This window comes from Ruegeria marisflavi, assembly GCF_025673445.1.
GTDB classification, from domain to species: domain Bacteria; phylum Pseudomonadota; class Alphaproteobacteria; order Rhodobacterales; family Rhodobacteraceae; genus Ruegeria_B; species Ruegeria_B marisflavi.
Genome location: NZ_JAOVQN010000011.1, coordinates 114236 through 138130 on the forward strand (window position 1 = coordinate 114236; position 23895 = coordinate 138130).

The following is a 23895-nucleotide window of genomic DNA, read 5'->3' on the forward strand; positions in this document are numbered from 1 at the left end:
TTCCAACGCAATGACAAGGTGAGGCAAGCGCAGGCCAGCGCGGAAGGTGGAACAAATGCCCAGCGGTTATCTCGTCACGCTCGGTACCGATCAGGATCTGTCACTTGCCGCCAGTATCGGCGGTGCGCTGACCAGTTTCACTACCGATCAGTTGATTGGGGCTGGCGAGTGGGCCTGGGCGGGCACAGTAGGCGGCACCACCTACTATAACGAATTGGAATCCGGCCAGTATTACCTGGCCACCGATGGAAACTTGTATTTCGTTCCAGATTTGGGCGCAGTCAGCACCTTGTCGGGAGCCGAGGCCGTTTCGGCCCCCTATTTTTCACCATTCAACAAGGTTCAAGGAACAAGCGGCAGCGACCTAATCGACGACACCTACGTTGATAACAACGGAAACTCGGTCGACAGCGGCGAAGGGACGGGACCGGGAGGTCATGGTGACCAAGTTTACGCGAACAAGGGCGACGACACCGTCGACGCCGGGTTGGGTGACGATCTGGTCTATGGTGGATCAGGAAATGACGATATCCAAGGCGGCGACGGAAACGATCTGCTTTATGGCGACGGTCAGAGCGGCAATACCGAATCTCTGAACTGGTATGCAGAGGGGACCGACGGTACCGACCTGTCGGCAGGGTTCACGCAGTCGACCGGACAAATCGACGTGACTGTCAGCTTCAGCGACGATGGTAACAACAACCCACTGTTTCAGGTCGATACGGGCGAAGAAACCTATGTAGAGGCAGGTGAAGCACAATCGAACCACTCTTCGCTCTATCTTTTCGGCAACGGGCGTGGCGCCACCTCTACCACGACGATTGAATTTGCGGCGGGAGCGAATAGCGATGTCGAGGATGAAGTCGAAAACGTGGTCTTTCGTATCAACGATATCGACTGGGCCAACCGCAATCACCGCGACATTCTTCAGGTCAATGCCTATGATGCCGACGGAAATGCTGTCGCTGTGACCCTGACGCCGACAGGAACAGGAACAAATCCCGATACCGTATCCGGCAACACAATCACCGCAGGCAGCCAATCAGATAGTGCTCTTGACGAGTCAGGATCAGTATTGGTCGAGATCGCTGGGCCCGTCCAATCCATCGAAATCATCTACGAAAACTCGCTCAACGGGACCCAAGCAATCTGGGTCAGCGATATTTACTTCGACACCAGAATCCCGCCAGAAGGTAACGACACCATCGATGGCGGCAGCGGCAACGACACAATCTTCGGCCAGGGCGGTGATGACTCGCTGCTTGGCGGCGAAGGCAACGACGAACTCGGCGGCGATGACGGATCAGATACTCTGTCCGGTGGCGCAGGGGACGACCAGCTGAATGGCGGTCAAGGACCGGATTTGATCTTTGGTGGCGGCGGTCAGGACACCGTCACAGCATCGCACGGCGACACCCTAGATGGCGGCGATGGCGACGACTTGTTCGTTCTAACCGATCTTGGGGAAACCGGTGGCGGCAGTATCGAAATCGTTGGTGGCGAAGGCGATGAAACGAGTGGTGACACACTCGACCTTGGCGGGGTCGTAGATCTCAGCACCATCAACCTCACGACAAACTTGCCAGGAGAAAAAGCGGGAACCGTCGAACTTTTGGACGGCACCCTGGTCACTTTCTCCAATATCGAGAGCATCATCTGCTTCACACCTGGTACACTGATAGCCACTGCGCATGGGCCGCGCCCCATCGAGAGTTTGCAAACTGGGGATATGATCGTGACTCGCGACAACGGGCTGCAACCGCTGCGCTGGATCGGCAGCCGCACCGTCGCCGCCCATGGCAAGCTCGCGCCGATCCTGTTGGATTCGAGTCTTTTGCGAGGGGCGACTGCACCTTTGCTGGTCTCTCCGCAACACAAATTGCTCTGGTCAGGATCGCGCGCCCAGATGTACTTCGGCGAGCCCGAAGTTCTGGTCGCGGCCAGTCACCTGCTTGAAAACCCTGCCGCGACCCGAGTCGAAGGCGGCCATGTAACTTACATCCACCTCATGCTGGACCGGCACGAGATCATTTATGCCAACGCCGCCGCCACCGAAAGTTTCTATCCCGGCGACGAAGGTCTCTCGGCCCTCAGCGATTGCGCCCGTGAAGAGATGTTCTATCTGTTTCCCGAATTGCGCAGCCACAATGGCGCATTCGGCGCCACCGCCCGGCCCTGCCTCAAGGCGCACGAAGCGCTCATCCTGGCCGCCTGATCTCGCGTTTTACGCAGACTTCTGCATGGCGGGTCTGGATCGGCCATCGGCCCAGGCGCGCACCGCGTCACCAAATGCCGTGAACAGCGGCCGCGACACCGGGTCGTTCGCGGCATCCCACTCGGGATGCCATTGAACCGACAGGGTAAAGCCCGGCGCGTCCTTGACATAGATCGCCTCGGGGGTTCCGTCAGGCGCTACGCCATCGACAACCACGCGGCAGCCCGGACACTTGATCCCCTGGCCATGCAGGGTGTTCGTCATAACTTCGCTGGCGCCGAAAATACGGTGGAAAACACCCCCCTCGTTGACAGTGACCACATGCCGAAGGGCGAACTTCTCCTCCAGCGTGCCATCCGGAGGCATCCGGTGGTTCATCCGCCCGGGCAGATCGCGTATCTCTGGATGCAATGTCCCGCCCAGCGCAACGTTGACCTCCTGAAAGCCCCGGCAGATGCCCAGAAAGGGTTGCCCGCGATCGACACAGGCCCGCACCAGCGGCAAGACAATGGCGTCCCGCGCCCGGTCGAATTGCCCGTGCGCCTCGGTTTCATCCTCGCCATATTCCTCGGGGTGCACGTTTGGCCGCCCCCCCGTCAGTAGGAAGCCGTCGCAAGTTTCCAGCAACTCCTCCACAGAAACAAACCGGGGATCCGCCGGGATCAGCAGCGGCAGGCATCCCGCCACATTCGCCACGGCGTCCGAATTCATCGTCCCCCCTGCATGGGTCGGATACTGATCGTTAAGCAGATAGGAATTTCCGATGATCCCAACAACAGGCCGCGCCATGTTTCCCCTCTTGTCACATGCCTTATGCAAAGGTTATCCCGCGCTCCAGCGGCCCGCAACAGCAACAGCAGGCCAACAAGGGCGCAACCCCCTGTTCAAATGCGCACAATCGCCGCGCTGCCTCAGATTTCACCAGCCAGACCGGCGGCCTCGATCCCGGCCATCGCCGCAATCGCATCATTGTCCGAGCTGTCGCCCGTCACGCCCACCGCCCCGATCACCGCGCCTTTCTTGTCCCGGACCAGCACGCCGCCCGGCACCGGGATCACCTTGCCGCCATAGACGCCGTTGACCGCCGCCATGAAATAGGCCTGCGCCTCGGCGCGCGCCATCTGCGCGGTTCCCGCCATGCCCAGCATGACCGATCCATAGGCCTTGCCCTGAGCTATGCCGAACCGGCCCGGCGCCGCCCCATCCTCGCGCTCGAACGCGATCACATGGCCGCCCGCATCCAGAACCACCACCGACAGCGGCTTGAGCTGCATCTCGCGGCCCTTCTCCAGAGCCTTGCGAATGATCATCCGCGCACGCCGCAAACTGATTGCCATCTTTCCGCTCCCTGTTTCTTTCTGGTTGAAAATACTCTCGGGGGAGCGCGAGGGGGCAGACAGCCCCCTCGCTCCCGCATTCTCAATCACGCACCAAGGCTGGCCTTCAGCTCCAGCCGCCGCGCATGCAGCACCGGCTCGGTATAACCCGAAGGCTGCACCCGCCCCTTGAACACCAGATCGCAGGCCGCCTGAAAGGCGATGCCGTCAAACCCCGGCGCCATCGGGCGATAGGCCGGATCGTCCACGTTCTGGTCATCGACCACCGCCGCCATCTTGCGCATCGCCGCCATCACATCTTGCGCATCCACAACACCATGGTGTAGCCAGTTGGCGATATGCTGGGCCGAGATACGGCAGGTGGCGCGGTCCTCCATCAGGCCCACGTTGTTGATGTCGGGCACCTTGGAACAGCCAACGCCCTGATCGACCCAGCGCACAACATAGCCCAGAATGCCCTGCGCGTTGTTCTCGACCTCGCGGCGGATCTGCTCGGGCGACCACTTGCGGAAACTGGCCAGCGGGATTTCCAGGATGCCGTCCACATGCGCCCGTCGCCCGCCCGCGCGCAGCGCGGCCTGCACCGCAAAGACATCGACCTTGTGATAGTGCAGCGCATGCAGGGTGGCCGCCGTCGGGCTGGGCACCCAGGCGCAGTTGGCGCCCGCCTTGGGGTGTTCGATCTTGGTCTCGATCATCGCCGCCATCCGGTCGGGCATCGCCCACATGCCCTTGCCGATCTGGGCCTTGCCCGACAGGCCACAGTCCAGCCCGATATCGACATTGAGGTTTTCGTAAGCTGTGATCCAAGACTTGCGCTTGATGAAATCCTTGCGGCTGAACGGCCCCGCCTCCATCGAGGTATGGATCTCGTCGCCGGTCCGGTCGAGAAAGCCTGTGTTGATGAAGCAGACCCGCGATTTGGCGGCGCGGATACATTCCTTGAGATTGACGCTGGTGCGTCGCTCCTCGTCCATGATGCCGATCTTGACCGTGTTGCGTGGCAGGCCGAGAATATCCTCGACCATGTCGAAGATCTCGACGGCATAACCCACCTCTTCCGGCCCATGCATCTTGGGCTTGACCACATAGACCGAACCTGAGACGGAGTTGCCGCCATCCCGTTTCAGGTCATGCATGGCGATCAGCGTGGTGCAAAGGGCATCCATCAGACCCTCGCCAATCTCGCCGCCCTCGCCGTCCAGAACCGCCGGGTTGGTCATCAGGTGACCGACATTGCGCACCAGCATCAGCGCCCGGCCCTTGACCGTCAGGTCGGAACCATCCGGCGCGGTATAGCTGCGGTCGGCGTTCAGCGCTCGGGTGAACGTCCCGCCGCCCTTGCTGACTTCCTCCGTCAGGTCCCCGCGCATCAGGCCCAGCCAGTTGGAATAGGCCAACACCTTGTCTTCGGCATCGACGCAGGCAACCGAATCCTCGCAGTCCATAATGGCCGATACGGCGCTTTCCATGACCACATCCGCCAGTCCGGCCTGATCGCGACTGCCTACGGGATGCGTGCGGTCGAACACCAGTTCCACATGCAGACCGTTGTTGCTCAGCAACACCGCTGATGGCGCCTTGGGATGACCGCGGAAGCCGACAAATTTCTCAGGATTCGCCAACGGCTGGTCATCAACCAGAAGCGCCCCGTCATGCACGTGGTAACGATGCGCGTCGGCGTGGCTGGTCCCCTTGATTGGAAACGCCTCGTCCAGGAACACCCGCGCCCGCGCCACAACCCTTGCGCCGCGACCCCGGTCGTACCCACCGGCAGGGGCCGGACCACCCATGGCATCGGTGCCGTAGAAAGCGTCGTACAGGCTGCCCCAGCGGGCATTGGCCGCGTTCAGAGCATAGCGCGCGTTGGTTATTGGCACCACTAGCTGCGGGCCAGGAACGGTTGCGATCTCGGGGTCGACATTCGCTGTTTCGATCTCGAACGCCTCGCCCTCGGGCAAGAGATAGCCGATCTCGCTCAGAAACGCCTTATAGGCCTCATGGTCGTGCGGCTGATCGCGGTGGGCAATATGCCATGCGTCGATGCGGGCCTGAAGATCCTCGCGTTTGGCCAGGAGCGCCCGGTTCTTCGGCCCCAGTTCGGTCACCATCCGCGCCAGACCTGTCCAAAAGGTCTCCGCCGTCACACCGGTTCCAGGCAATGCCCTATCTTCCACAAAAGCGGCCAGTTCCCCCGCCACCTGCAACCCGCTCCGATCAACCCTGCCCGCCATGCGCAGCCCTCCAGCCTCAAAATTCGTGTGCAACCGTATGCCGGTTCCAATTAGAACGAAAGTTTCCGATAGGCAACAATTCGGTAAATCTATTTGACCAATTACCAAGGTATATTCTCTACTCCGCCCACGGGGCGACCACGTCCGGGACAGGCGCATGGCTTGCGCCCCCTTCGCGTTCTTCCTAACGTCGCGAACAATCCGTTACAGACCGAGGTTCCAATGCGCGACGCCGCCCCCGCCACCATCTATCTCAAAGACTACGCCCCATTCGGTTTTGTGGCGGACGCGGTTCACCTGACCTTCGACCTCGATCCGCATCGGACCCGGGTCAGCGCGCGGATCGAGTTTCGCCCGAACCCCGAAACCAGCGACCGCACCTTCTTCCTGCACGGCGAAAAACTTCGCCTGATCCGGGCCGCCATCGATGGTGTCGAGGTCGAACCGGATCTCACCGATACCGGCCTGACCTGCGCCGTCCCCGATGCGCCCTTTGTCTGGGAAGCCGAGGTAGAGATCGACCCGGGCGCGAATACCGCGCTCGAAGGTCTTTATCTGTCTAACGGCATGTATTGCACCCAGTGCGAGGCCGAAGGGTTCCGCAAGATCACCTATTATCCCGACCGCCCCGATGTGATGAGCACCTTTACCGTGCGTATCAACGGCCCACACCCGGTGCTGCTGTCCAACGGAAACCCAGGGGCAAGCGGCGAGGGTTTTGCAGAATGGCATGACCCCTGGCCGAAACCGGCCTATCTCTTTGCGTTGGTAGCCGGAGATTTGGTAGCCCATTCCGACAACTTCACCACCGTCTCGGGTCGCGAGGTTGACCTGAACCTCTGGGTCCGCCCCGGGGACGAGGGCAAATGCGCCTTTGGCATGGAGGCGCTGAAGAAATCCATGCGCTGGGACGAAGAGGTCTATGGCCGCGAATACGATCTGGACGTGTTCAACATTGTCGCGGTCGACGATTTCAACATGGGCGCGATGGAGAACAAGGGGCTCAACATCTTCAACTCGGCCGCCGTGCTGGCCAGCCCCGAGACCTCGACCGACGACAATTTCGAACGGATCGAGGCGATCATCGCGCATGAGTATTTCCACAACTGGACCGGCAACCGCATCACCTGCCGCGACTGGTTCCAGCTCTGTCTCAAGGAAGGGCTGACCGTGTTCCGCGATGCCCAATTCACCTCGGATATGCGCAGCGCGCCGGTCAAGCGCATCCGCGACGTGATCGAATTGCGCGCCCGCCAGTTCCCCGAGGATCAGGGCCCGCTCAGCCATCCGGTGCGGCCCGAGAGCTTTCAGGAGATCAACAACTTCTACACCGCCACCGTATACGAAAAGGGTGCCGAGGTGATCGGCATGCTCAAACGGCTGGTAGGCGACCGGGCCTATGCCGAGGCGCTGGACCTCTATTTCGCCCGCCATGACGGACAGGCCTGCACCATCGAGGACTGGCTCAAGGTGTTTGAGGATGTCACGGGGCGCGACCTGTCGCAGTTCAAGCGCTGGTACAGCCAGGCCGGAACGCCGCGCATCACGGTCGAGGAAGATTGGCGTGATGGCACCTATACCCTGACCCTGTCCCAAACGACACCGTCCACCCCCGATCAGGCGGACAAGCTGCCACAGGTGATCCCGGTGGCGGTGGGCCTTCTGGGGCCGAATGGCGACGAGGTGCGGCCGACTCAGGTGCTGGAATTCACGCGTGCACGCCAAAGTTTCACCTTCGATGGGCTGGCCGCCCGCCCGGTACCGTCGATCCTGCGCGAATTCTCGGCCCCCGTGGTACTAGAACGCGAGACGACAGCCGCCGAACGCGCCTTTCTCTTGGCCCATGACACCGATCCGTTCAACCGTTGGGAAGCGGGCCGCACCCTGGCCGAGGAATGCCTGTTGGCGATGATCACCAAAGGGGCCGCGCCGGATGCCGACTACCTGAACGGTTTGCTGGCGGTGGTGCGCGACGACACGCTGGACCCGGCCTATCGCGCGCTCATGCTCGGCCTGCCCAGCCAGTCGGAACTGGCCGCAACCCTGCACCGGTGCGGCGTGACCCCGGACCCGCAGGCGATCTGGGACGCGACCGAAACGCTGCGCCAGTCCACCGCCCAGCACCTGCAAGACCTGCTGCCGCGCCTGCGCGCGGAAACGCAGGTGGATCAGCCCTTTGCCCCGGATGCCGAGCAATCGGGCAAGCGCGCACTTGGTGGCGCGGCGCTGGCTCTGCTCACGCGTCTCGACGGCGGCGCGCAGGCAACAAACGACTATGGCCGGGCCGATAACATGACCCTGCAACTTTCGGCCCTGTCCTGCCTGCTCAAGGCGGGCAAGGGACAGGCGGAACTGGCAGCCTTCTATGACCAATGGCAGCATGACCGGCTGGTGATAGACAAGTGGTTCGGGTTGCAGGTGGGCCTTTCTGCCCCGGAAAATGTGGCGGAAACCGCACGCGCCTTGACTAGGCACGCGGATTTCAACTGGAAAAACCCCAACCGGTTCCGCGCCCTGTTTGGCCCGTTGGCCATGCATCACGCGGGCTTCCATTATTCCGGCGGTGCCGCATACGAGATGCTGGCCGACTGGTTGATCCGGCTCGACCCGGTGAACCCGCAGACCACGGCGCGCATGTGTTCCGCCTTCCAGACCTGGCGGCGGTATGATGCAGACCGGCAGGCGCTGATCGGGGCCCAGCTCGACCGCATTCTTGCCCAATCCGGCCTGAGTCGCGACACAACCGAAATGCTGACCCGCATCAAAGGAGCCTGAGCCATGCGCAAGACCCTTCTCATCACCGGTGCCAGTGCCGGTATCGGCGCAGCGACCGCCCGTCTGGCCGCCGCCCGCGGCTATGATCTGGCGCTGAACTATCGCAGCGACCACGCCGGGGCTGAGGCCGTGGCCGAAGCCGCGCGCGCGGCCGGTGCGCAGGTCATCCTCTGCCCGGCCGATGTCGCCGACCCCGAGCAGATCGAACAGATGTACGCCGCCGTCGACGCGGCCTTTTCCCGGCTTGATGCGCTGGTCAACAACGCCGGGATCGTCGACATGACAGCCAAGGTCACCGACTTGACCCATGCCCGCCTGCGTCGCATGTTCGACGTCAACGTGATCGGTGCCATCCTGGTCGCCAAAGAGGCTGTTCTGCGCATGCAGGCTCATGGTCAGGGCGGCGCCATCGTCAACATTTCCTCAGCCGCCGCGCGGCTGGGCTCGGCCAATCAATATGTGGATTATGCCGCCTCCAAAGCCGCAATCGACACGTTCACCAAGGGATTGGGCGACGAGGTTGCTGGCCAGAACATCCGCGTGAACGCCATCCGGCCCGGCCTGATCGAAACCGAGTTGCACGGCAAGGGCGGCGAGCCGGACCGGGCCCAGCGTCTGGCGCACATGGTACCAATGAAACGTACAGGATCGGCTGAGGAAGTTGCCGAGGCCATTCTTTATCTCTTGTCGGATGCGGCCTCCTACATCACCTCGACCACGCTCGACGCCACCGGCGGACGGTGACCGCGCCCATCCGATACGTTCGCCATGCCCGCTGCCCCCGCAATATCGCTATCGTCATTGCGGTCTGGGCGGGTCTGGCGGCGTTTGTTCTGCTTTTCGACGCAGCCTGGTGGTTGATTGCAATTTTTGCCCTGCCCACCCTGCCTCTGATCTGGGAGATCGCCACCGACCGCCAGTCCGGGTTGGAGATGAACGACACCCATCTCAATTGGTTCTCCGGTCGCATGAGCGGCACTACCGGTCTGAACGAGATCGAACAGGTCCGCTTGGATACCCGCTGGGATTTCTCGGTTCGCACCACGCTGTGTCTCAGATCGGGCCAGCGCGTACGCCTACCCCAGGAATGCACTCCGCCACATCGCGCCTTCGAAGAGGTGCTGACCCACCGAGGGTTGACTATCATTCGGCACCATTTCGGACGCTTTTAGCGGATTGATGCCAAGACATGGGCAATCCCTGAGAGTGCCTCAAAACCTGTCCCGAAACACCCAGACTGAGCCATGTTTGTGCCGCAAATCAGCGTCACCTTGAAGGTATAAACAATACCAAGGCTGGTCGTTAAAGAGTATGCTGCATCTCGCTCGCACGTTTCTGAGTACCTTGCCGAACCTGGCCGCGCGTCGTTCGCGTCGCGCGGTCAGTTTTCTGGCATCGTCAGCGGCAACCGAAGCAGGCCGCCTTGAGGACTCGCTATCCATCCCCATCGCCGAACACAGCCGTGATGAAATTGCATGTCGCGAGGCTCGCTTGCGTGGTCAATTTCTGGCCAGACAGGACCGCTGGACCGAGTTGAGCGCAGAAATGCGCGCTGCGGATGCGGAACGCGCCCGAACCAGCGGCGGTACCCCGATCGCCGATCTTCTGGCCTTTGGCGCGCGCTGCGATGTGGTGAACGCCCTCGAAGAGGCGTTGGAAGACAACAGCCGCAAGTCGAACCTGCCTCTGACCGCAGGTATTCGCGGGCTGGAGTTTGTCCTTCAGGATCACCCGGACGACCCCTATATTGCACTGATCGTGGCCCTTGCACATATCGACATGGCGTGGATCTGGAGAGGACCTGTCCGGGACACGATCATTCCCAAACTGAACAAGCAGAAATGTGCAGCCCATTTTGATCGCGCAGGTACCATTCTGGCGCGTTGGTGCAGCCTCGAATTGAACAGTCCGATCCTTCAGGCGGCCTGTTGCTCGATGTTGGCTGGTCGCAAAGCACAGGAGCGCTATGTCGCGGATTCTTACGAGGACTTGATCGACCTCGACCCCCGGAACCCGCGTCACATGCGGGCCTTGGGCAACCACTTGCTTCCACGCTGGTTCGGGTCGTACCAAGACCTGGAACTCGAAGCACGCCGCACCGCCGCACGGACCCAGGATATCTGGGGCGCGGGTGGGTATACTTGGGTCTGTTTTGACGCCATCGCATTGGACGAAAATGCCTGTGCCCGGGTCGACGTCGACTTCTTTGTCGACGGGCTGCACGACATCGTCGCCGCCCGCCCCGAGCAGGAGATGGTTAACCTACTAGCCGCTTATTGCGCAGTGACCCTGCGCGCGGGATACGGGCTGAATGAAGCCTCTGATATGCCCCGTGTCCAGATCTGCCAGGCGACAGAATGGCTTGTCCGCGATCATCTGACCGAGGTGCACCCGTTGATCTGGGCCCATGCAGCCGACGGCTTTGCCAACAACATGCGGGTGACTTCGCCCGGTCGGTTCGCGGCACGGGGACGGGCCGACGCGCTGCAAGTGATCGCGGACCTATTCCGCGATGAGATCGGGCGCGGAAACCGTGTGGTGTTTACCCCGGATGGCCCGCAACTGCACGGGGCCTAAACGCCAACCGTTTTACAGACACTGCGAGAAATCACAGTAGACAGGCCGCCAACCCAGCGCGGCCAGCCGAGACGCAGCCAGTCTCTGATCCAGCATTGGCCCGAATGCGCTGTCGCCATAACGTGTCGTGGCCTCGGAGCGGTCGAGCACCCGGATGTGCGCTTCCTGTCCGGCAATGGCGCGCGCGATCTCGCCCACCGGTCGGCCCGGTTCGGCGGTGGCGAGGAACTGACCGCCCTGCCCCGGCATTTCCGCCAGCAGCAGATAGGCCTGTGCCAGATCATCGGCATGCACCAGCGGCCAGCGGATCGCCGGATCCCCCAGGACCTCGACCTCGGGCGCACGGAACCGCGCCAGCATGCCGCCGCCGTCGCTGTCATAGACCACGCCGGGATGCAGCACCGCCAGATCAGTGACCTCGCTGGCCTCCAGCATTGCAACGGTGTCGAGCATCCAGCCCCAGGGCGTGACGGGGTCAAACGGCGCGGTTTCATCCCTGACCTGCCCGCCGGTATCTCCGTAAAGCCATATGCCGCCTGTATAAATCAGGCGCGGGCGCTGTCCGGTGTCACGCGACGCCATGACCAGCGCCTCCATCGCGGCACGGTCGACCGGCCCCATGTCAGGGCCAAAGGTAGCGGCAGCATGAACAATGGCATCCGCCGCAACCGCCTCTGCCGCCCAGCCCTCGGGCAAGCGCAGATCGCCATAACAGACCTGCGCCCCGTCGCCCCGAACCTGCGCGGCCGCTTGGTCGGACCGGGCCAGCCCGGTCACCTGATGCCCCGCCGCCACGCCCGCGCGCAGCACCGCGCCCCCGACCAACCCGCTGGCCCCTGTCACAAACAGCCTCAATTTGGTGCCTCCTATCTGGATTCGTCCCAACCTGCCGCCTCAACCATGGTTGAGATCAAGCCCCTTTCCCCTTGCCCCCTTGCCCAACGCCGCGTGCGGGCCTAGAAGGCGGTTTGTACCAAGCGGACAAGAGGCACACCCATGCTGGACCTGACCTTCGAGACCCCCAAACCCAAGACCATCGCCGGTGCCAAGCACGACTGGGAGCTGGTGATCGGCATGGAGGTGCACGCTCAGGTCGCGTCGCAGGCGAAACTGTTCTCGGGCGCCTCGACCGCCTTTGGCGCCGAGCCCAATTCCAACGTCTCGTTCGTGGATGCGGCGATGCCGGGCATGCTGCCGGTGATCAACGAATTCTGCGTCGAACAGGCGGTGCGCACGGGGCTGGGGCTGAAGGCAGAGATCAACCTGAAATCCGCCTTTGACCGCAAGAACTATTTCTATCCCGACCTGCCGCAGGGATACCAGATTTCCCAGCTTTATCAGCCTATTGTGGGCGAAGGCGAAGTGCTGGTCGAGATGGGCGACGGCACCGCGCGCCGGGTCCGGATCGAACGCATCCACATGGAGCAGGACGCGGGCAAGTCGATCCATGACATGGATCCCAACATGTCCTTTGTCGACCTGAACCGCACCGGCGTCTGCCTGATGGAGATCGTCAGCCGCCCCGATATCCGTGGCCCCGAAGAGGCCGCCGCCTATATCGCCAAACTGCGCCAGATTCTGCGCTATCTGGGGACCTGCGACGGCAACATGCAGAACGGCAACCTGCGGGCCGATGTGAACGTGTCGATCTGCCGCCCGGGCGCCTATGAGAAGTATCAGGAAACACAGGACTTTTCGCACCTGGGCACGCGCTGCGAGATCAAGAACATGAACTCGATGCGGTTCATCCAGGCGGCCATCGAATACGAGGCGCGACGCCAGATCGCCATTGTCGAAGCGGGCGGCAAGGTGGATCAGGAAACCCGGCTGTATGACCCGGACAAGAACGAGACCCGCTCGATGCGGTCCAAGGAAGAGGCGCATGATTACCGCTACTTCCCCGATCCCGACTTGTTGCCGCTGGAGATCGAGCAGGCCTGGGTCGACAATATCGCGGCCAGCCTGCCCGAACTGCCAGACGACAAAAAGGCGCGTTTCATCAAGGGCTTCGGCCTGACCGACTATGACGCCTCGGTGCTGACCGCCGAGGTGGAATCGGCCGCTTATTTCGAGGAAGTGGCCAAGGGGCGCAACGGCAAGCTGGCGGCCAACTGGGTCATCAACGAGCTGTTCGGACGGCTGAAGAAAGAAGACCACGACATCACCGACAGCCCGGTCAGCCCGGCGCAGTTGGGTGGTATCATCGACCTGATCGCATCCGACGCAATCTCGGGCAAGATCGCCAAGGATCTGTTCGAAATCGTCTATACCGAAGGCGGCGATCCTGCTGAAATCGTTGAGAAACGCGGCATGAAACAGGTCACCGACACCGGCGCAATCGAGGCCGCATTGGACGAGATCATCGCCGCCAACCCGGCGCAGGTGGAAAAGGCCAAGGTGAACCCGAAACTGGCGGGCTGGTTCGTGGGTCAGGTGATGAAGGCGACCGGTGGCAAGGCCAATCCGGGTGTCGTCAACCAGATGGTTTCAAAGAAACTGAATGGGTGACACACCCGCGCGGCAGCATGATCCAAGGGATTGTGCGAGAGCGCGCCAAGGCGGTCAACGATCTGGTCGCGGCCAAGCTGGGCCTGTGATCTGTACAGGGTTTTGACCGTTTTGTACCCGGCCCAAACCCCGGATTGACCGTTTTGTACCGGAGTTCAAGGGCGCCCTCGGGCGCCCTTTTCAATCGCAAGTGGCGGACCTCTGCCAGCCATAAGACGCAACAGGCGGCACCCGGCCGCCCAATCGTTGCAAGGGCGCAAGCCTGAGCACAGTGCCCCCGACCGACCCTCTGGCCAATGCGCCCCGAGCTTGGTTATAAGCGGCGCACGTCATCCGAGAGGCTTCTGCATGATCCGCTATGAATACAAGGTCGTTCCCGCCCCCACCCGCGGCACCAAGGCCAAGGGGGTCAAGACGCCCGAGGGGCGGTTCACGCTGTCGGTGGAAAGCCTCTTGAACCAGATGGGCACCGAGGGCTGGGAGTATCAGCGCGCCGAGCTGTTGCCCAGCGAGGAGCGGACCGGGCTGACAGGGTCGGTCACCAAGTGGCGCAATGTGCTGGTGTTTCGCCGGGCGCTGGCCGAGGGCGCGGTCGCCCCGGTGGTCGAGGTTGAGGCCGAAGCTGAGGCGACGGCCGAACCCGAAACCCCGGAGCAGGAAAAGGCGGATGACGGCACCCCGCGCGCCCGTCCGATCCCCGGCCCGGACGCGATGAAGGAGCAGTTGCGCGCCCCTGCCCCGATCTCCTCGCCGGTGAAGGACCCGCCGCTGCGGGTGGTCAAATCGGAGACCGACGAGGACTGACCCCGCGCCTCATGTACCGATGTCGAGCGCCAGCGCATGGATGCGCGGCACGATGTCGCCCAGCGCCGCATGCACCGCACGGTGCCGCGCCACCCGGCCCATGCCGGCAAAACCGGCGGCGCGGATATGGACCGAGAAATGGCTTTCGCCGCCTTCCCTGTAGCCCGCATGGCCGCGATGACCTTCGCTGTCGTCGCTGATTTCCAGTTCGGTTGGGGCAAAGGCGGCCTCCAGGCGCGCGCGCATCTCCTCGGCGATGGGCATCGGCATAACTCCTCTTTTGGTCTGGTCCTGTGCTGTTTTCCGCCCGGCGCCGGATATTTTTACCGCCGCCCTCTTCTATCTGTCGGCACATAGACTAAACTCCTGCCTCCGAGTCGAGAAGCATCAGCGAAAGGGCCCGAGATGAGCAAGCCAGATCCGTTCGGATTCGATATGTCCGTCTCTTCCGCAAAGAAGAAGAACCCGCGCGGACGGCGGGGCATGTCGGGCGCATCCGAAACTTCGGTCCGGGTTTGCGAGCACGAGGGCTGCACCGAGGCGGGCAAGTTCCGCGCGCCCAAAGCCCCGGATGTGCTGGACGACTATTTCTGGTTCTGCCAGCAGCATGTACGCGAGTATAACCAGAAGTGGAACTTCTTCGACGGCACCACCGAGGCCGAGATGAACGCGCAGATGTCCAAGGACAAGGTCTGGGAGCGCAAGACCCGGCCGATGGGCGACCCCGAGTCCCGCGCCTGGGCGCGGCTGGGGATCGAGGACCCGCATCAGGTGCTGGGCGCCAACGCGACGCAGAACCCCGGTCGGGCGGCCGCGGGCGGTCGCAAGCTGCCGCCGACCGAACGGCGCGCGATCGAGATCCTGGAGGCCAAGGACAGCTGGACCAAGGCCGAGGTGCGCGGGGCGTACAAGAAGCTGATCAAGGTGCTGCACCCGGACATGAACGGCGGCGACCGCAGCCAGGAAGACCAGTTGCAGGAAGTGGTCTGGGCCTGGGACCAGATCAAGGACAGCCGGAACTTCAAGTGATTGGCGACGAGTGACGCATGCTTCGGCAGTCCTTGCCGCTCACAGCCTTTTGGCTTCTTTTTGGCTACAAATACTCGTATCCCCCGTCGCATCCAAGGTTACCGGTGTCCTCATTAGTCCGGACGTGACCGCGAGGCGGACTTCGGTCGGAGCGAGGGGGCTGTCTGCCCCCTCGCGCTCCCCCGAGAGTATTTTCAACCAGAAAGAAACAGGGGGCAGGATCAGCTGCGGATGTAGCGGGTCATCTCACCCGGATCCGGGTGGTAATCCCATTCGGTGCCGTTTGCGGCCATGGCAGCGTTGACCACCTGTTTCTGCGCCAGCCGCGCCCAGATATCCCTCTCGATGGCGTCGAGGTCGAAGCGGTCGGAGATGAGGGCGGCCAGTTCGGCTTCGATAGTAGCCGCTTGCGGCGCTCCCGCCAGGTTCTCCCATTCGCCGGGATCGGTGACGAGGTTGAAGAGCTGGGGGCCTGAGCGGTGGCAGTAGAGGTATTTCCAGGGGCCTTTGCGGATCATGAAGCTGGGGCGCATGATGCCTTCGCCGTGATATTCCGAGATCACCGGCACCTCGCCCAGCGCCTCGCCGCGCAGGGCAGGCATCAGCGAGCGGCCCTCCATCGGGCGGGCGGGGGTGGAGCCAACCAGATCCAGGAAGGTCGCGGGCAGATCGATCAGCGATACCGGCGTGTCGATACGGCGGTGTCCGGAGCCGGGATGGTCGATGATCAGCGGGATGCGGGCGGACCATTCATAGTGGCTGCGTTTCTGGATCAGGCCCTTTTCGCCCAGCATCTCGCCATGGTCCGAGGTCAGGATCACCATCGTGGTGTCGCGCAGACCCTGTTCATCAAGCACGTCCAGCAGTTCGCCCAGCTTGTCGTCGATGTAATGGGCAAGCGCGGCAAAGCCGCGCCGCATGGCAAGCAGGTCCGTTTCGTTGCGGATGCTTTTGCGGTCGAGCCCGTACCAGCGCAGGAAGGCGCGGTCGAAGTCGGAATAGCGCGCGTCCATGTCCGCCGGGTAATGCGGCAGCGGCAGGTCTGCGTTCTTGTACATCTCCCAGTATTTGCGCGGCACGATATAGGGCGGGTGCGGGTTGGTGTAGGAGACCGTGAGCATGAACGGGCGGTCGGGCGCGTGGCGCAGGTATTCGAGCGCGCGGAAATGGGTTTCCTCGTCATATTGCAGCTCGGCGCTCCAGCCCGGGCCGATGTTCCGGGCCTGGTACTGGGGGGCGAAGTCGAAGGCCATCGCCGTGGGGTCGTTTTCATCGAGAAGCGGGTAAGACCAGAGGAAGCCCGAGGGGTAGATGTCGGTGTTGAGGCGGCGGCGGAAGCCGTGCAGCTGGTCGGCGCCGATGAAATGCATCTTGCCCGAGAGCACGGTGTCGTAGCCCGCATTGGTCAGGTAATGGGCGAAGGTCGGGATGAAGCTGTGATAGGGGTCGCCATTGTCGTAGCAGCCGGTGGTCGAGGTATGCAGCCCGGTCATGAAACACGACCGTGCGGGCACGCAGATCGGGCTGGGCGTATAGGCGGTGGTGAAATTCACCGCCCGGTCGGCCAGCGCCTTCATGTGTCTGGTGCGCGCGATCGGGTGACCGCAGGCCTCGAGCATGAAGGGGGTCATCTGGTCGGCCATGACCACAAGGATGTTCGGGGGGCGATGTGACATGATGGGCCGTGTCCTGTGCAAGGGCATTGCCGGAACGCTAAGGGCGGCGCGCGGGCCTGTAAATCGGGAAAGGCCGGGCGAGCGGGCGGCGGGCTGGAGCATGTCTGTTACATTCGGCTGTTACCCCGGATCGCGGCCGCGACGGGAAGTGGGCGGCCAATGTTCAACCCGTTGATGGATGGTTCACGGATGATCCCCGATTTTGCCCTGATGTTGCACGATATCTCCCTGTCTCTAGCGCTTGGCGGTGCGCTGGCGCTGGCCGCTTATCTGGCGCAGAGCCTGCGCCGCCCGGACTGGGGCCTGTGGCCCGCCGCCAGGGGTTGGCGGCACCATGCCGCCTTTGGCCTGTTCCGGCTCTTTTGCGGCGCGACCGTCGTGTTCGCCCTGTCCGAGGTCTGGGTGGGTGGCTGGGGCCATTGGCTGCGCTATGCGGTTGGCGTACCGCTGATGCTGGCGGCGTTCGGCGTGACGCTGTGGGGGTACAGGTTTCTGGGCATCGACAACACCTATTGCGAGAGCGGCGGGCTGGTCACCGGCGGCATCTATGCCTATTCGCGCAACCCGCAATATGTGACCTCGGTCCTGGCCACGGTGGGCTTGGGCATTGCCAGCGGTTCGGTTCTGACTCTGGTTCTGGCGGGCGGACTGTTCGCGCTCTACTTCCTGTTCGTGCTGAACGAGGAGCGCTGGTTGCTCGACGGCTATGGGACCGCGTTCCGCGACTATATAGCCAGAACGCCCCGGTTCCTGGACGGGCGCAGCCTGGACCGGATGCGGGACGCCCTACTGGACTGACCGGAGCCCGCAAAGACGAAGGGCGCGGCCTGGTGGCCGCGCCCCTTTGACGTTGTCAAGGATCGAGCGCCTTAGCCGCCCTGGTTGGTTTGCAGGGTCTTGAGCACCTGGTCGATGGAGAAGCTCGCCGGTTCCTGACGAGGCGGGAAGTCCTTGAACGTGCCAAGGAACTGCGCCACGAAGGCCTGTGCGGGCACCAGCAGATAGGCCCGTTCCAGCCGCCATTGCGAATAGCCGATGGATTCGTGTTCGGCCCGCTCGAACGGATCGGAGTAGAGGTTCATCACCTTGGGCAGCCGCAGGAAGGTCAGCGGTTCTTGCCAGACGTCGAACCCATGGGCGCGCTGTTCGGCAAAGACCACCTTCCACTGGTCATAGCGCATGTTCACCAGATCGCCGCCGTCGGAGAAATAGAAGAACTCGCGCCGCGGCCCCTTGTCGGCCTCGCCGCGGAAGTAGGGCATGAAGTCGTAGCCGTCGAGATGCACCGGTTCGTTGCCCTCGCCGAACGGGGCCTCGGTCAGCATCCGCTCTTTCATGTCGCCATCGCCCAGCGCCGACATGAAGGTCGGGAACCAGTCGAGGTGGCTGATGATCTGGTTCGACTTGCGCCCCGGCTCGATCACGCCGGGCCATTTGATCATCATGGGCACGCGGTAGCCGCCTTCCCAGTTGTCGTTCTTTTCGCCGCGGAACGGCGTGGTGCCGCCATCGGGCCAGGAGAAGACCTCGGCGCCGTTGTCGGTGGAGTACATCACCACCGTATTGTCGGCGATGCCCAGTTCCTCGAGCTTGTCGAGCATCTGGCCAACCATCTTGTCATGTTCGACCATGCCATCGGGGTAGACACCCAACCCGGTGACGCCCTGGCTCTCTTCCTTGAGATGAGTAAAGATGTGCATCCGGGTGGTGTTGTACCAGAGGAAAAACGGCTTCTCCTCGTCATGCGCGCGCTGCATGAAGTCGAGCGCGCCTGCGGTGACCTCTTCGTCGATGGTCTCCATCCGCTTCTTGGTGAGCGGGCCGGTGTCTTCGATCGTGCCGTCGACATTGGACTTGATCACGCCGCGCGGGCCGAATTTTTCCTTGAACGCGGGATCCTTGGGATAGTCCTCGTTCTCGGGCTCTTCCTCGGCGTTGAGGTGGTAGAGGTTGCCGAAGAACTCGTCGAACCCGTGGTTCGTGGGCAGGTGTTCGTCAAGGTCGCCCAGGTGGTTCTTGCCGTACTGGCCGGTCATGTAGCCCTTGGACCGCATGTATTCGGCGATGGTGGGATCCTTCTCGCTCATCCCCTCCTTGGCGCCGGGCAGGCCGACCTTCAACAGGCCGGTGCGAAAGCCCGACTGACCGGTGACAAAGGAGGCGCGGCCGGCGGTGCAGGACTGTTCGCCATAGCCATGGGTGAACAGCATGCCGTCATTGGCGATGCGGTCGATATTGGGGGTCTCGTATCCCATCATGCCCTGGTTGTAGGCCGAGATATTCCAATACCCGACATCGTCGCCCCAGATGATGAGAAAATTCAATGGCTTGTCTTGGGCGGCGGCGATGTTTCCGGTCATCGATATGCCCGCGCACATCAACGCAACGGACGCCGTTCCCCTTATTTTCTTAAATACTTTAGTAGCAAGCATCGGAATCTCCCCTTTCTGTGTTGGTTTTCCGCTGCAATTCGTGTTCGCGATAGTAAGCCTTTTGCGGAAAGATGCTTAGCATTTTCGGCCAAAATCGATAACCTTGTCACATGGCAAGAGCCGCAGACGGATCGTCATCGGCGCGGGGGATTGAAATGAACCGTCTCGACCTTGTGTATGCTCCAGCATTGAGCCCGGTCTTTGGAGCGGCCGCCCTGCCCAACAGTCTGCTGGAACGCATTGCGGAGAAGGCCGGGCTTCCTGGCAGTATCGTGGACGATCCGAAAGGGTTCGTTCCGCTCTATGCGACCGAGTTGTTTCTGGATCTGGTTCAGCGAGAAAGGGGACAGGACACCTTTCTGTTCGACAGCCTTTCCATGGACCCGAGTGAGCGAAGCCAGGCGCAATCCGTTGTGGGGGTGCCCCTGCCAGAAGGCTTCACCAGCAAGGAAGCGTTGGAAGTCATGACCCAAACCTTCAACGGGCATGTTACCGGTGCCCGTTTCTCCAGCGAGATACAGGGGGGGCGGATCTGGGTGCTGCGCACCACCGCGGCAACCGAGTGGTCCGATGTGTGGTCGGTGCTGCAATACAACTTGAGCATCATGCTGGCAGGCGTACGAAGGACTTTGAAGTCCGATGTACGACCAGTCTGCCTGCGGTTGCCGGCGCGCTTCAGCTCGGAGCATTTGCCAGAGATCCTGGACCTGCCGGTTGAGCTGGACGCAGGCCATTTCGGTCTCGCTTTCGATCTTTGCGACGTCATCCTTGCGGATCGTATGTTAGGTCAGACCTCGACCTCGACCTCGACCTCGACCTCGAAAGCGGTCACAGTGGCGAACCCGCTAACCAACAATCTGATGGCTGCGCTTTCGGAATGCATGAACGAGTTCGTGATCTCATCTCCCAACTGTTGTTCGGCAGATCGGGTAGCCAACGCATTTGGGTTAAGTACCCGCAGTTACCGGCGAAAGTTGGCAGCGATCGGCACGAGCCACGCACAGTTGCTGTCGAATGCACGGCTAGAGATTGCGTACACGATGCTGTCGGGGCGATCCCAAAGCATTACCGAAATCGCCTATGAGCTGGGTTATGGCAATCCAGGCGACTTTACCCGCTTCTTCAAAGGGCGGGTCGGCTGTACGCCGATGCAATACAAGCAGATGCATGCAATGGCGTAGTGACACCCGGTCAACCTGTCGCGAAGCGCCGCCGCGTTCTGGCGCAAAAAGCGCCCGCCGGGGCGCTTTTCGCCTTTCCCTTGCGGCTGGCGGCGATATGTTGCACCACGATCAGATCGGGCCCGGAGCGCGCGCGGGCCAAGCGACAAGGACGAAGGCATGGCTGACGGAATGACCGATATCAACGCAAAACCCACCGAAGAGATTTCCGTCCGCGAAGTCTTTGGCATCGACACACCGATGGTGGTCAAGGGATTTGCCGAGCGCAGCGACCGGGTGCCAGAGGTCGACCCGACCTACAAATTCGACCCCGATACCACGCTGGCGATCCTGGCGGGGTTTGCCCATAACCGTCGCGTGATGATCCAGGGCTATCACGGCACCGGCAAGTCGACCCATATCGAACAGGTTGCGGCGCGGCTGAACTGGCCCTGTGTGCGCGTCAACCTCGACAGCCATATCAGCCGGATCGACCTGATCGGCAAGGATGCGATCAAGCTGCGCGACGGCAAGCAGGTGACCGAGTTCCACGAGGGCATCCTGCCCTGGGCGCTGCGCAACCCGGTGGCCATCGTGTTCGACGAATACGACGCGGGCCGCGCCGACGTGATGTTCGTGATCCAGCGGGTGCTGGAGCATGACGGCAAGCTGACCCTGCTGGACCAGAACGAGATCATCACGCCGAACAAGTATTTCCGCCTGTTCGCCACCTCGAACACGGTGGGTCTGGGCGATACCACCGGGCTCTATCACGGCACCCAGCAGATCAACCAGGCCCAGATGGACCGCTGGTCGCTGGTGGCGACGCTGAACTATCTCAGCCATGACGCAGAAACCGCGATCGTGCTGTCGAAAGCGCCGCATTACAACACAGAGAAGGGCCGCAAGACCATCAGCCAGATGGTGACCGTGGCCGACCTGACCCGGACCGCGTTCATGAACGGGGATCTGTCGACCGTGATGTCGCCCCGGACGGTGATCAACTGGGCGCAGAACGCCGAGATCTTCCGCAATGTGGGCTATGCCTTCCGCCTGTCCTTCCTGAACAAGTGCGACGAGCTGGAGCGCCAGACGGTGGCCGAGTTCTATCAGCGCTGTTTCGACGAGGAACTGCCCGAAAGCGCGGCCAGCGCGAGCCTGGGGTGATCCGGGCGGCCGCCATAACCGCCCCGCGGCCCGCGACGGGCCGCGACCGCCTGACACCAGGACCGAAGTGACATGAGCAAACCGACCGACAACCCCGCCGATCCGTTCAAGAAGGCGCTGGCCGAGGCGACCAAGGTCATGGCGCATGACCCGGAGCTGACGGTCAGCTATTCGGTCGACCCCTCGGGCGTCAGTGGCGATACCATGCGCCTGCCGCAGGTCAGCCGCCGGCTGACCCGCGACGAGGTGCTGCTGGCGCGCGGCACGGCGGATGCGCTGGCGCTTTATCGCCGTTATCACGATGACGCGACCCACAACCGCTATGCCCCGCCGGGCGACATGGCGCGCGATCTGTACGAGGCGATGGAAACCGCCCGCTGCGAGGCGATGGGCGCCCGCGACATGCCCGGCACCGCGTCCAACATCGACGTCAAGATCACCCACGAGGCGCTGCGGCGCGGCTATGACCAGTGCAAGCAGCCTTCGGAAGCACCGCTGGCTGTGGCGGCGGGCTATCTGGTGCGACATCTGGCGACCGGGCGCGACCTGCCCGCGGCGGCGGCCAATGTGATGAACCTGTGGCGCGGCTTTATCGAGGAACAGGCCGGCGGCACGCTGGAGAACCTGAACGATATCCTGTCCAACCAGACCGAGTTTGCCAAATTCGCCCGCCAGGTGATCAAGGATCTGGGCTATGGCGACCAGCTGGGCGATGACCCGGACGAGATGGACGAGGATCAGGAGGATCAGGCCGAGGACGACGCCGACGAGCAGCCCGATCCCGACAGCACCGGCCAGGACGATCAGGACGAGCAGGACGCCGACGCCGATCCCGAGCAGAGCCAGGAGCAGCAGCAGGACGAAAGCCAGGCCCAGGTCTCGATGGACGAGCTGGCCGACGAGGAGCTGGCCGAAGAAACCGAAATGCCCGATGGCGAGGCGCCGCTGGAGCCGCCCCCGCCGCCGCCAGCCTCCGAGGCCGATCCGAACTACAAGGTCTATCTGGATACCCATGACGAGGAGATCGCCGCCGAGGAGCTGGCCGAACCCGCCGAGCTGGAGCGGCTGCGCGCCTATCTCGACCAGCAGCTGGAGCCGCTGAAAGGCGCGGTGTCGCGCCTTGCCAACAAGCTGCAACGCCGCCTTCAGGCACAGCAGAACCGCAGCTGGGAGTTCGACCGCGAGGAGGGCATCCTGGATGCAGGCCGTCTGGCGCGGGTTGTGGCCAACCCGACCACGCCGCTCAGCTTCAAGGTGGAAAAGGATACCGAGTTCCGCGACACGGTGGTGACGCTGCTCTTGGACAACTCCGGCTCGATGCGGGGGCGCCCGATCTCGATCGCGGCGATCTGTGCCGATGTGCTGGCGCGCACGCTGGAGCGGTGCAACGTCAAGGTCGAGATCCTGGGCTTTACCACCCGCGCCTGGAAGGGCGGACAGGCGCGCGAGGCCTGGCTGAACGAGGGCCGCCCGCAGCAGCCCGGCCGCCTGAACGACCTGCGCCACATCATCTACAAGGCCGCCGATGCGCCGATGCGGCGCACAAGGCAAAACCTGGGCCTGATGATGAAAGAGGGGCTGCTCAAGGAAAACATTGACGGCGAGGCGCTGGAATGGGCGCACCGGCGGATGGTGGCGCGGCGTGAGCAGCGCAAGATCCTTATGGTGATCTCGGACGGGGCGCCGGTGGATGATTCCACCCTGAGCGTGAACCCGGCGAATTACCTGGAAAAACACCTGCGCGACGTGATCGCCATGGTGGAAAAGCGCAAGCAGGTCGAGCTGCTGGCCATCGGTATCGGCCATGACGTGACGCGCTATTACCAGCGCGCGGTAACGATCACCGATGTGGAACAACTGGCGGGCGCGATGACCGAGCAACTGGCGGCGCTCTTTGACAGCGACCCGCGCGCGCGCGCGCGGGTGATGGGGATCAAACGCGCGAGCTGATCCCGGGCGGAGGCGTTTGCCGCAGGTGCGG

General features: G+C 62.6%; 19 protein-coding genes. 12 read left to right on the top strand and 7 right to left on the bottom strand.

The window, feature by feature from the left end; genetic code table 11:
• Window positions 1-55: 55 nt before the first annotated feature.
• Window positions 56-2215 (top strand): Hint domain-containing protein, encoded by a 2160-nt coding sequence (locus tag OEZ49_RS12315; protein ID WP_263388587.1) that lies wholly within the window; start codon window positions 56-58, stop codon window positions 2213-2215.
• 9 nt (window positions 2216-2224) lie between these two features.
• On the opposite strand, the gene OEZ49_RS12320 is transcribed toward OEZ49_RS12315, so the two are convergent.
• The 3 genes from OEZ49_RS12320 to OEZ49_RS12330 all read right to left on the bottom strand — a co-directional run bounded on the left by OEZ49_RS12320 (window position 2225) and on the right by OEZ49_RS12330 (window position 5786).
• Complete coding sequence (locus OEZ49_RS12320; RefSeq protein ID WP_263388588.1) at window positions 2225-3004, bottom strand: gamma-glutamyl-gamma-aminobutyrate hydrolase family protein; 780 nt, start codon at window positions 3002-3004, stop codon at window positions 2225-2227.
• A 122-nt stretch (window positions 3005-3126) separates the two neighbouring features.
• Window positions 3127-3552 (bottom strand): GlcG/HbpS family heme-binding protein, encoded by a 426-nt coding sequence (locus tag OEZ49_RS12325; protein WP_263388589.1) that lies wholly within the window; start codon window positions 3550-3552, stop codon window positions 3127-3129.
• 86 nt (window positions 3553-3638) lie between these two features.
• Entirely contained in the window at window positions 3639-5786 is a 2148-nt protein-coding gene (locus OEZ49_RS12330) for a malate synthase G (protein WP_263388590.1), read from the bottom strand.
• Window positions 5787-6008: 222 nt separating this feature from the next.
• On the opposite strand from OEZ49_RS12330, the gene pepN reads away from it, so the two are divergent.
• From pepN to OEZ49_RS12350, 4 genes are all read left to right on the top strand, one after another.
• On the top strand, window positions 6009-8561 hold the full coding sequence (gene pepN / locus OEZ49_RS12335; protein WP_263388591.1) for an aminopeptidase N: 2553 nt from the start codon (window positions 6009-6011) through the stop codon (window positions 8559-8561).
• Window positions 8562-8564: 3 nt separating this feature from the next.
• Window positions 8565-9305, top strand: coding sequence for an SDR family oxidoreductase (locus OEZ49_RS12340; RefSeq protein WP_263388592.1), 741 nt, complete (start codon window positions 8565-8567; stop codon window positions 9303-9305).
• Window positions 9302-9733, top strand: a complete 432-nt coding sequence (locus tag OEZ49_RS12345; protein WP_263388593.1) for a hypothetical protein — start codon at window positions 9302-9304, stop codon at window positions 9731-9733. Before OEZ49_RS12340 ends, OEZ49_RS12345 begins: the two co-directional genes overlap by 4 nt.
• A 319-nt stretch (window positions 9734-10052) precedes the next feature.
• On the top strand, window positions 10053-11138 hold the full coding sequence (locus tag OEZ49_RS12350; protein WP_263388594.1) for a hypothetical protein: 1086 nt from the start codon (window positions 10053-10055) through the stop codon (window positions 11136-11138).
• A gap of 12 nt (window positions 11139-11150) precedes the next feature.
• On the opposite strand, the gene OEZ49_RS12355 is transcribed toward OEZ49_RS12350, so the two are convergent.
• Window positions 11151-11993 carry an NAD-dependent epimerase/dehydratase family protein gene (locus tag OEZ49_RS12355; RefSeq protein ID WP_263388595.1) on the bottom strand — a complete coding sequence of 281 codons (843 nt, stop codon included), beginning with the start codon at window positions 11991-11993 and terminating at the stop codon, window positions 11151-11153.
• 141 nt (window positions 11994-12134) lie between these two features.
• Between OEZ49_RS12355 and gatB the strand changes: the two genes are divergently transcribed.
• Together gatB and OEZ49_RS12365 are read left to right on the top strand one after the other, a co-directional pair.
• Entirely contained in the window at window positions 12135-13646 is a 1512-nt protein-coding gene (gatB, locus tag OEZ49_RS12360) for an Asp-tRNA(Asn)/Glu-tRNA(Gln) amidotransferase subunit GatB (RefSeq protein ID WP_263388596.1), read from the top strand.
• Between the two features lie 348 nt (window positions 13647-13994).
• Window positions 13995-14450, top strand: a complete 456-nt coding sequence (locus OEZ49_RS12365; protein WP_263388597.1) for a DUF4177 domain-containing protein — start codon at window positions 13995-13997, stop codon at window positions 14448-14450.
• Between the two features lie 9 nt (window positions 14451-14459).
• On the opposite strand, the gene OEZ49_RS12370 is transcribed toward OEZ49_RS12365, so the two are convergent.
• Window positions 14460-14714 carry a BolA family protein gene (locus OEZ49_RS12370; RefSeq protein WP_263388598.1) on the bottom strand — a complete coding sequence of 85 codons (255 nt, stop codon included), beginning with the start codon at window positions 14712-14714 and terminating at the stop codon, window positions 14460-14462.
• 141 nt (window positions 14715-14855) lie between these two features.
• Between OEZ49_RS12370 and OEZ49_RS12375 the strand changes: the two genes are divergently transcribed.
• Entirely contained in the window at window positions 14856-15479 is a 624-nt protein-coding gene (locus OEZ49_RS12375) for a J domain-containing protein (protein ID WP_263388599.1), read from the top strand.
• Window positions 15480-15700: 221 nt separating this feature from the next.
• Here the strand turns inward: OEZ49_RS12375 and OEZ49_RS12380 are convergent, their stop codons facing one another.
• Window positions 15701-17155, bottom strand: coding sequence for a sulfatase-like hydrolase/transferase (locus tag OEZ49_RS12380; protein ID WP_263388600.1), 1455 nt, complete (start codon window positions 17153-17155; stop codon window positions 15701-15703).
• A 159-nt stretch (window positions 17156-17314) separates the two neighbouring features.
• Here OEZ49_RS12380 and OEZ49_RS12385 point away from each other — a divergent pair, with 159 nt between their 5' ends.
• Window positions 17315-17953: a methyltransferase family protein gene (locus OEZ49_RS12385; protein ID WP_263388601.1), complete on the top strand. Its 639-nt coding sequence runs from the start codon at window positions 17315-17317 to the stop codon at window positions 17951-17953.
• A 71-nt stretch (window positions 17954-18024) separates the two neighbouring features.
• Here OEZ49_RS12385 and OEZ49_RS12390 read toward each other — a convergent pair whose 3' ends face one another.
• A complete protein-coding gene (locus OEZ49_RS12390) occupies window positions 18025-19515 on the bottom strand; it encodes an arylsulfatase (protein ID WP_263388602.1) in 1491 nt (496 codons plus the stop codon).
• Between the two features lie 227 nt (window positions 19516-19742).
• Here OEZ49_RS12390 and OEZ49_RS12395 point away from each other — a divergent pair, with 227 nt between their 5' ends.
• The 3 genes from OEZ49_RS12395 to cobT all read left to right on the top strand — a co-directional run bounded on the left by OEZ49_RS12395 (window position 19743) and on the right by cobT (window position 23864).
• Complete coding sequence (locus tag OEZ49_RS12395; protein ID WP_263388603.1) at window positions 19743-20768, top strand: AraC family transcriptional regulator; 1026 nt, start codon at window positions 19743-19745, stop codon at window positions 20766-20768.
• Between the two features lie 159 nt (window positions 20769-20927).
• Window positions 20928-21914, top strand: a complete 987-nt coding sequence (gene cobS / locus OEZ49_RS12400) for a cobaltochelatase subunit CobS (RefSeq protein ID WP_164128749.1) — start codon at window positions 20928-20930, stop codon at window positions 21912-21914.
• A gap of 72 nt (window positions 21915-21986) precedes the next feature.
• A complete protein-coding gene (gene cobT, locus OEZ49_RS12405) occupies window positions 21987-23864 on the top strand; it encodes a cobaltochelatase subunit CobT (RefSeq protein WP_263388604.1) in 1878 nt (625 codons plus the stop codon).
• Window positions 23865-23895: the final 31 nt, after the last annotated feature.

Coding starts and splice junctions, on each gene's coding strand:
- cobS (WP_164128749.1), top strand. CDS start 20,928: ATGGCTGACGGAATGACCGATATCAACGCAAAACCCACCGAAGAGATT.
- OEZ49_RS12385 (WP_263388601.1), top strand. CDS start 17,315: ATGTTCAACCCGTTGATGGATGGTTCACGGATGATCCCCGATTTTGCC.
- OEZ49_RS12330 (WP_263388590.1), bottom strand. CDS start 5,786: ATGGCGGGCAGGGTTGATCGGAGCGGGTTGCAGGTGGCGGGGGAACTG.
- OEZ49_RS12390 (WP_263388602.1), bottom strand. CDS start 19,515: ATGACCGGAAACATCGCCGCCGCCCAAGACAAGCCATTGAATTTTCTC.
- OEZ49_RS12380 (WP_263388600.1), bottom strand. CDS start 17,155: ATGTCACATCGCCCCCCGAACATCCTTGTGGTCATGGCCGACCAGATG.
- gatB (WP_263388596.1), top strand. CDS start 12,135: ATGCTGGACCTGACCTTCGAGACCCCCAAACCCAAGACCATCGCCGGT.
- OEZ49_RS12340 (WP_263388592.1), top strand. CDS start 8,565: ATGCGCAAGACCCTTCTCATCACCGGTGCCAGTGCCGGTATCGGCGCA.
- OEZ49_RS12395 (WP_263388603.1), top strand. CDS start 19,743: ATGAACCGTCTCGACCTTGTGTATGCTCCAGCATTGAGCCCGGTCTTT.
- OEZ49_RS12370 (WP_263388598.1), bottom strand. CDS start 14,714: ATGCCCATCGCCGAGGAGATGCGCGCGCGCCTGGAGGCCGCCTTTGCC.
- OEZ49_RS12325 (WP_263388589.1), bottom strand. CDS start 3,552: ATGGCAATCAGTTTGCGGCGTGCGCGGATGATCATTCGCAAGGCTCTG.
- OEZ49_RS12375 (WP_263388599.1), top strand. CDS start 14,856: ATGAGCAAGCCAGATCCGTTCGGATTCGATATGTCCGTCTCTTCCGCA.
- OEZ49_RS12365 (WP_263388597.1), top strand. CDS start 13,995: ATGATCCGCTATGAATACAAGGTCGTTCCCGCCCCCACCCGCGGCACC.
- OEZ49_RS12315 (WP_263388587.1), top strand. CDS start 56: ATGCCCAGCGGTTATCTCGTCACGCTCGGTACCGATCAGGATCTGTCA.
- OEZ49_RS12320 (WP_263388588.1), bottom strand. CDS start 3,004: ATGGCGCGGCCTGTTGTTGGGATCATCGGAAATTCCTATCTGCTTAAC.
- pepN (WP_263388591.1), top strand. CDS start 6,009: ATGCGCGACGCCGCCCCCGCCACCATCTATCTCAAAGACTACGCCCCA.
- cobT (WP_263388604.1), top strand. CDS start 21,987: ATGAGCAAACCGACCGACAACCCCGCCGATCCGTTCAAGAAGGCGCTG.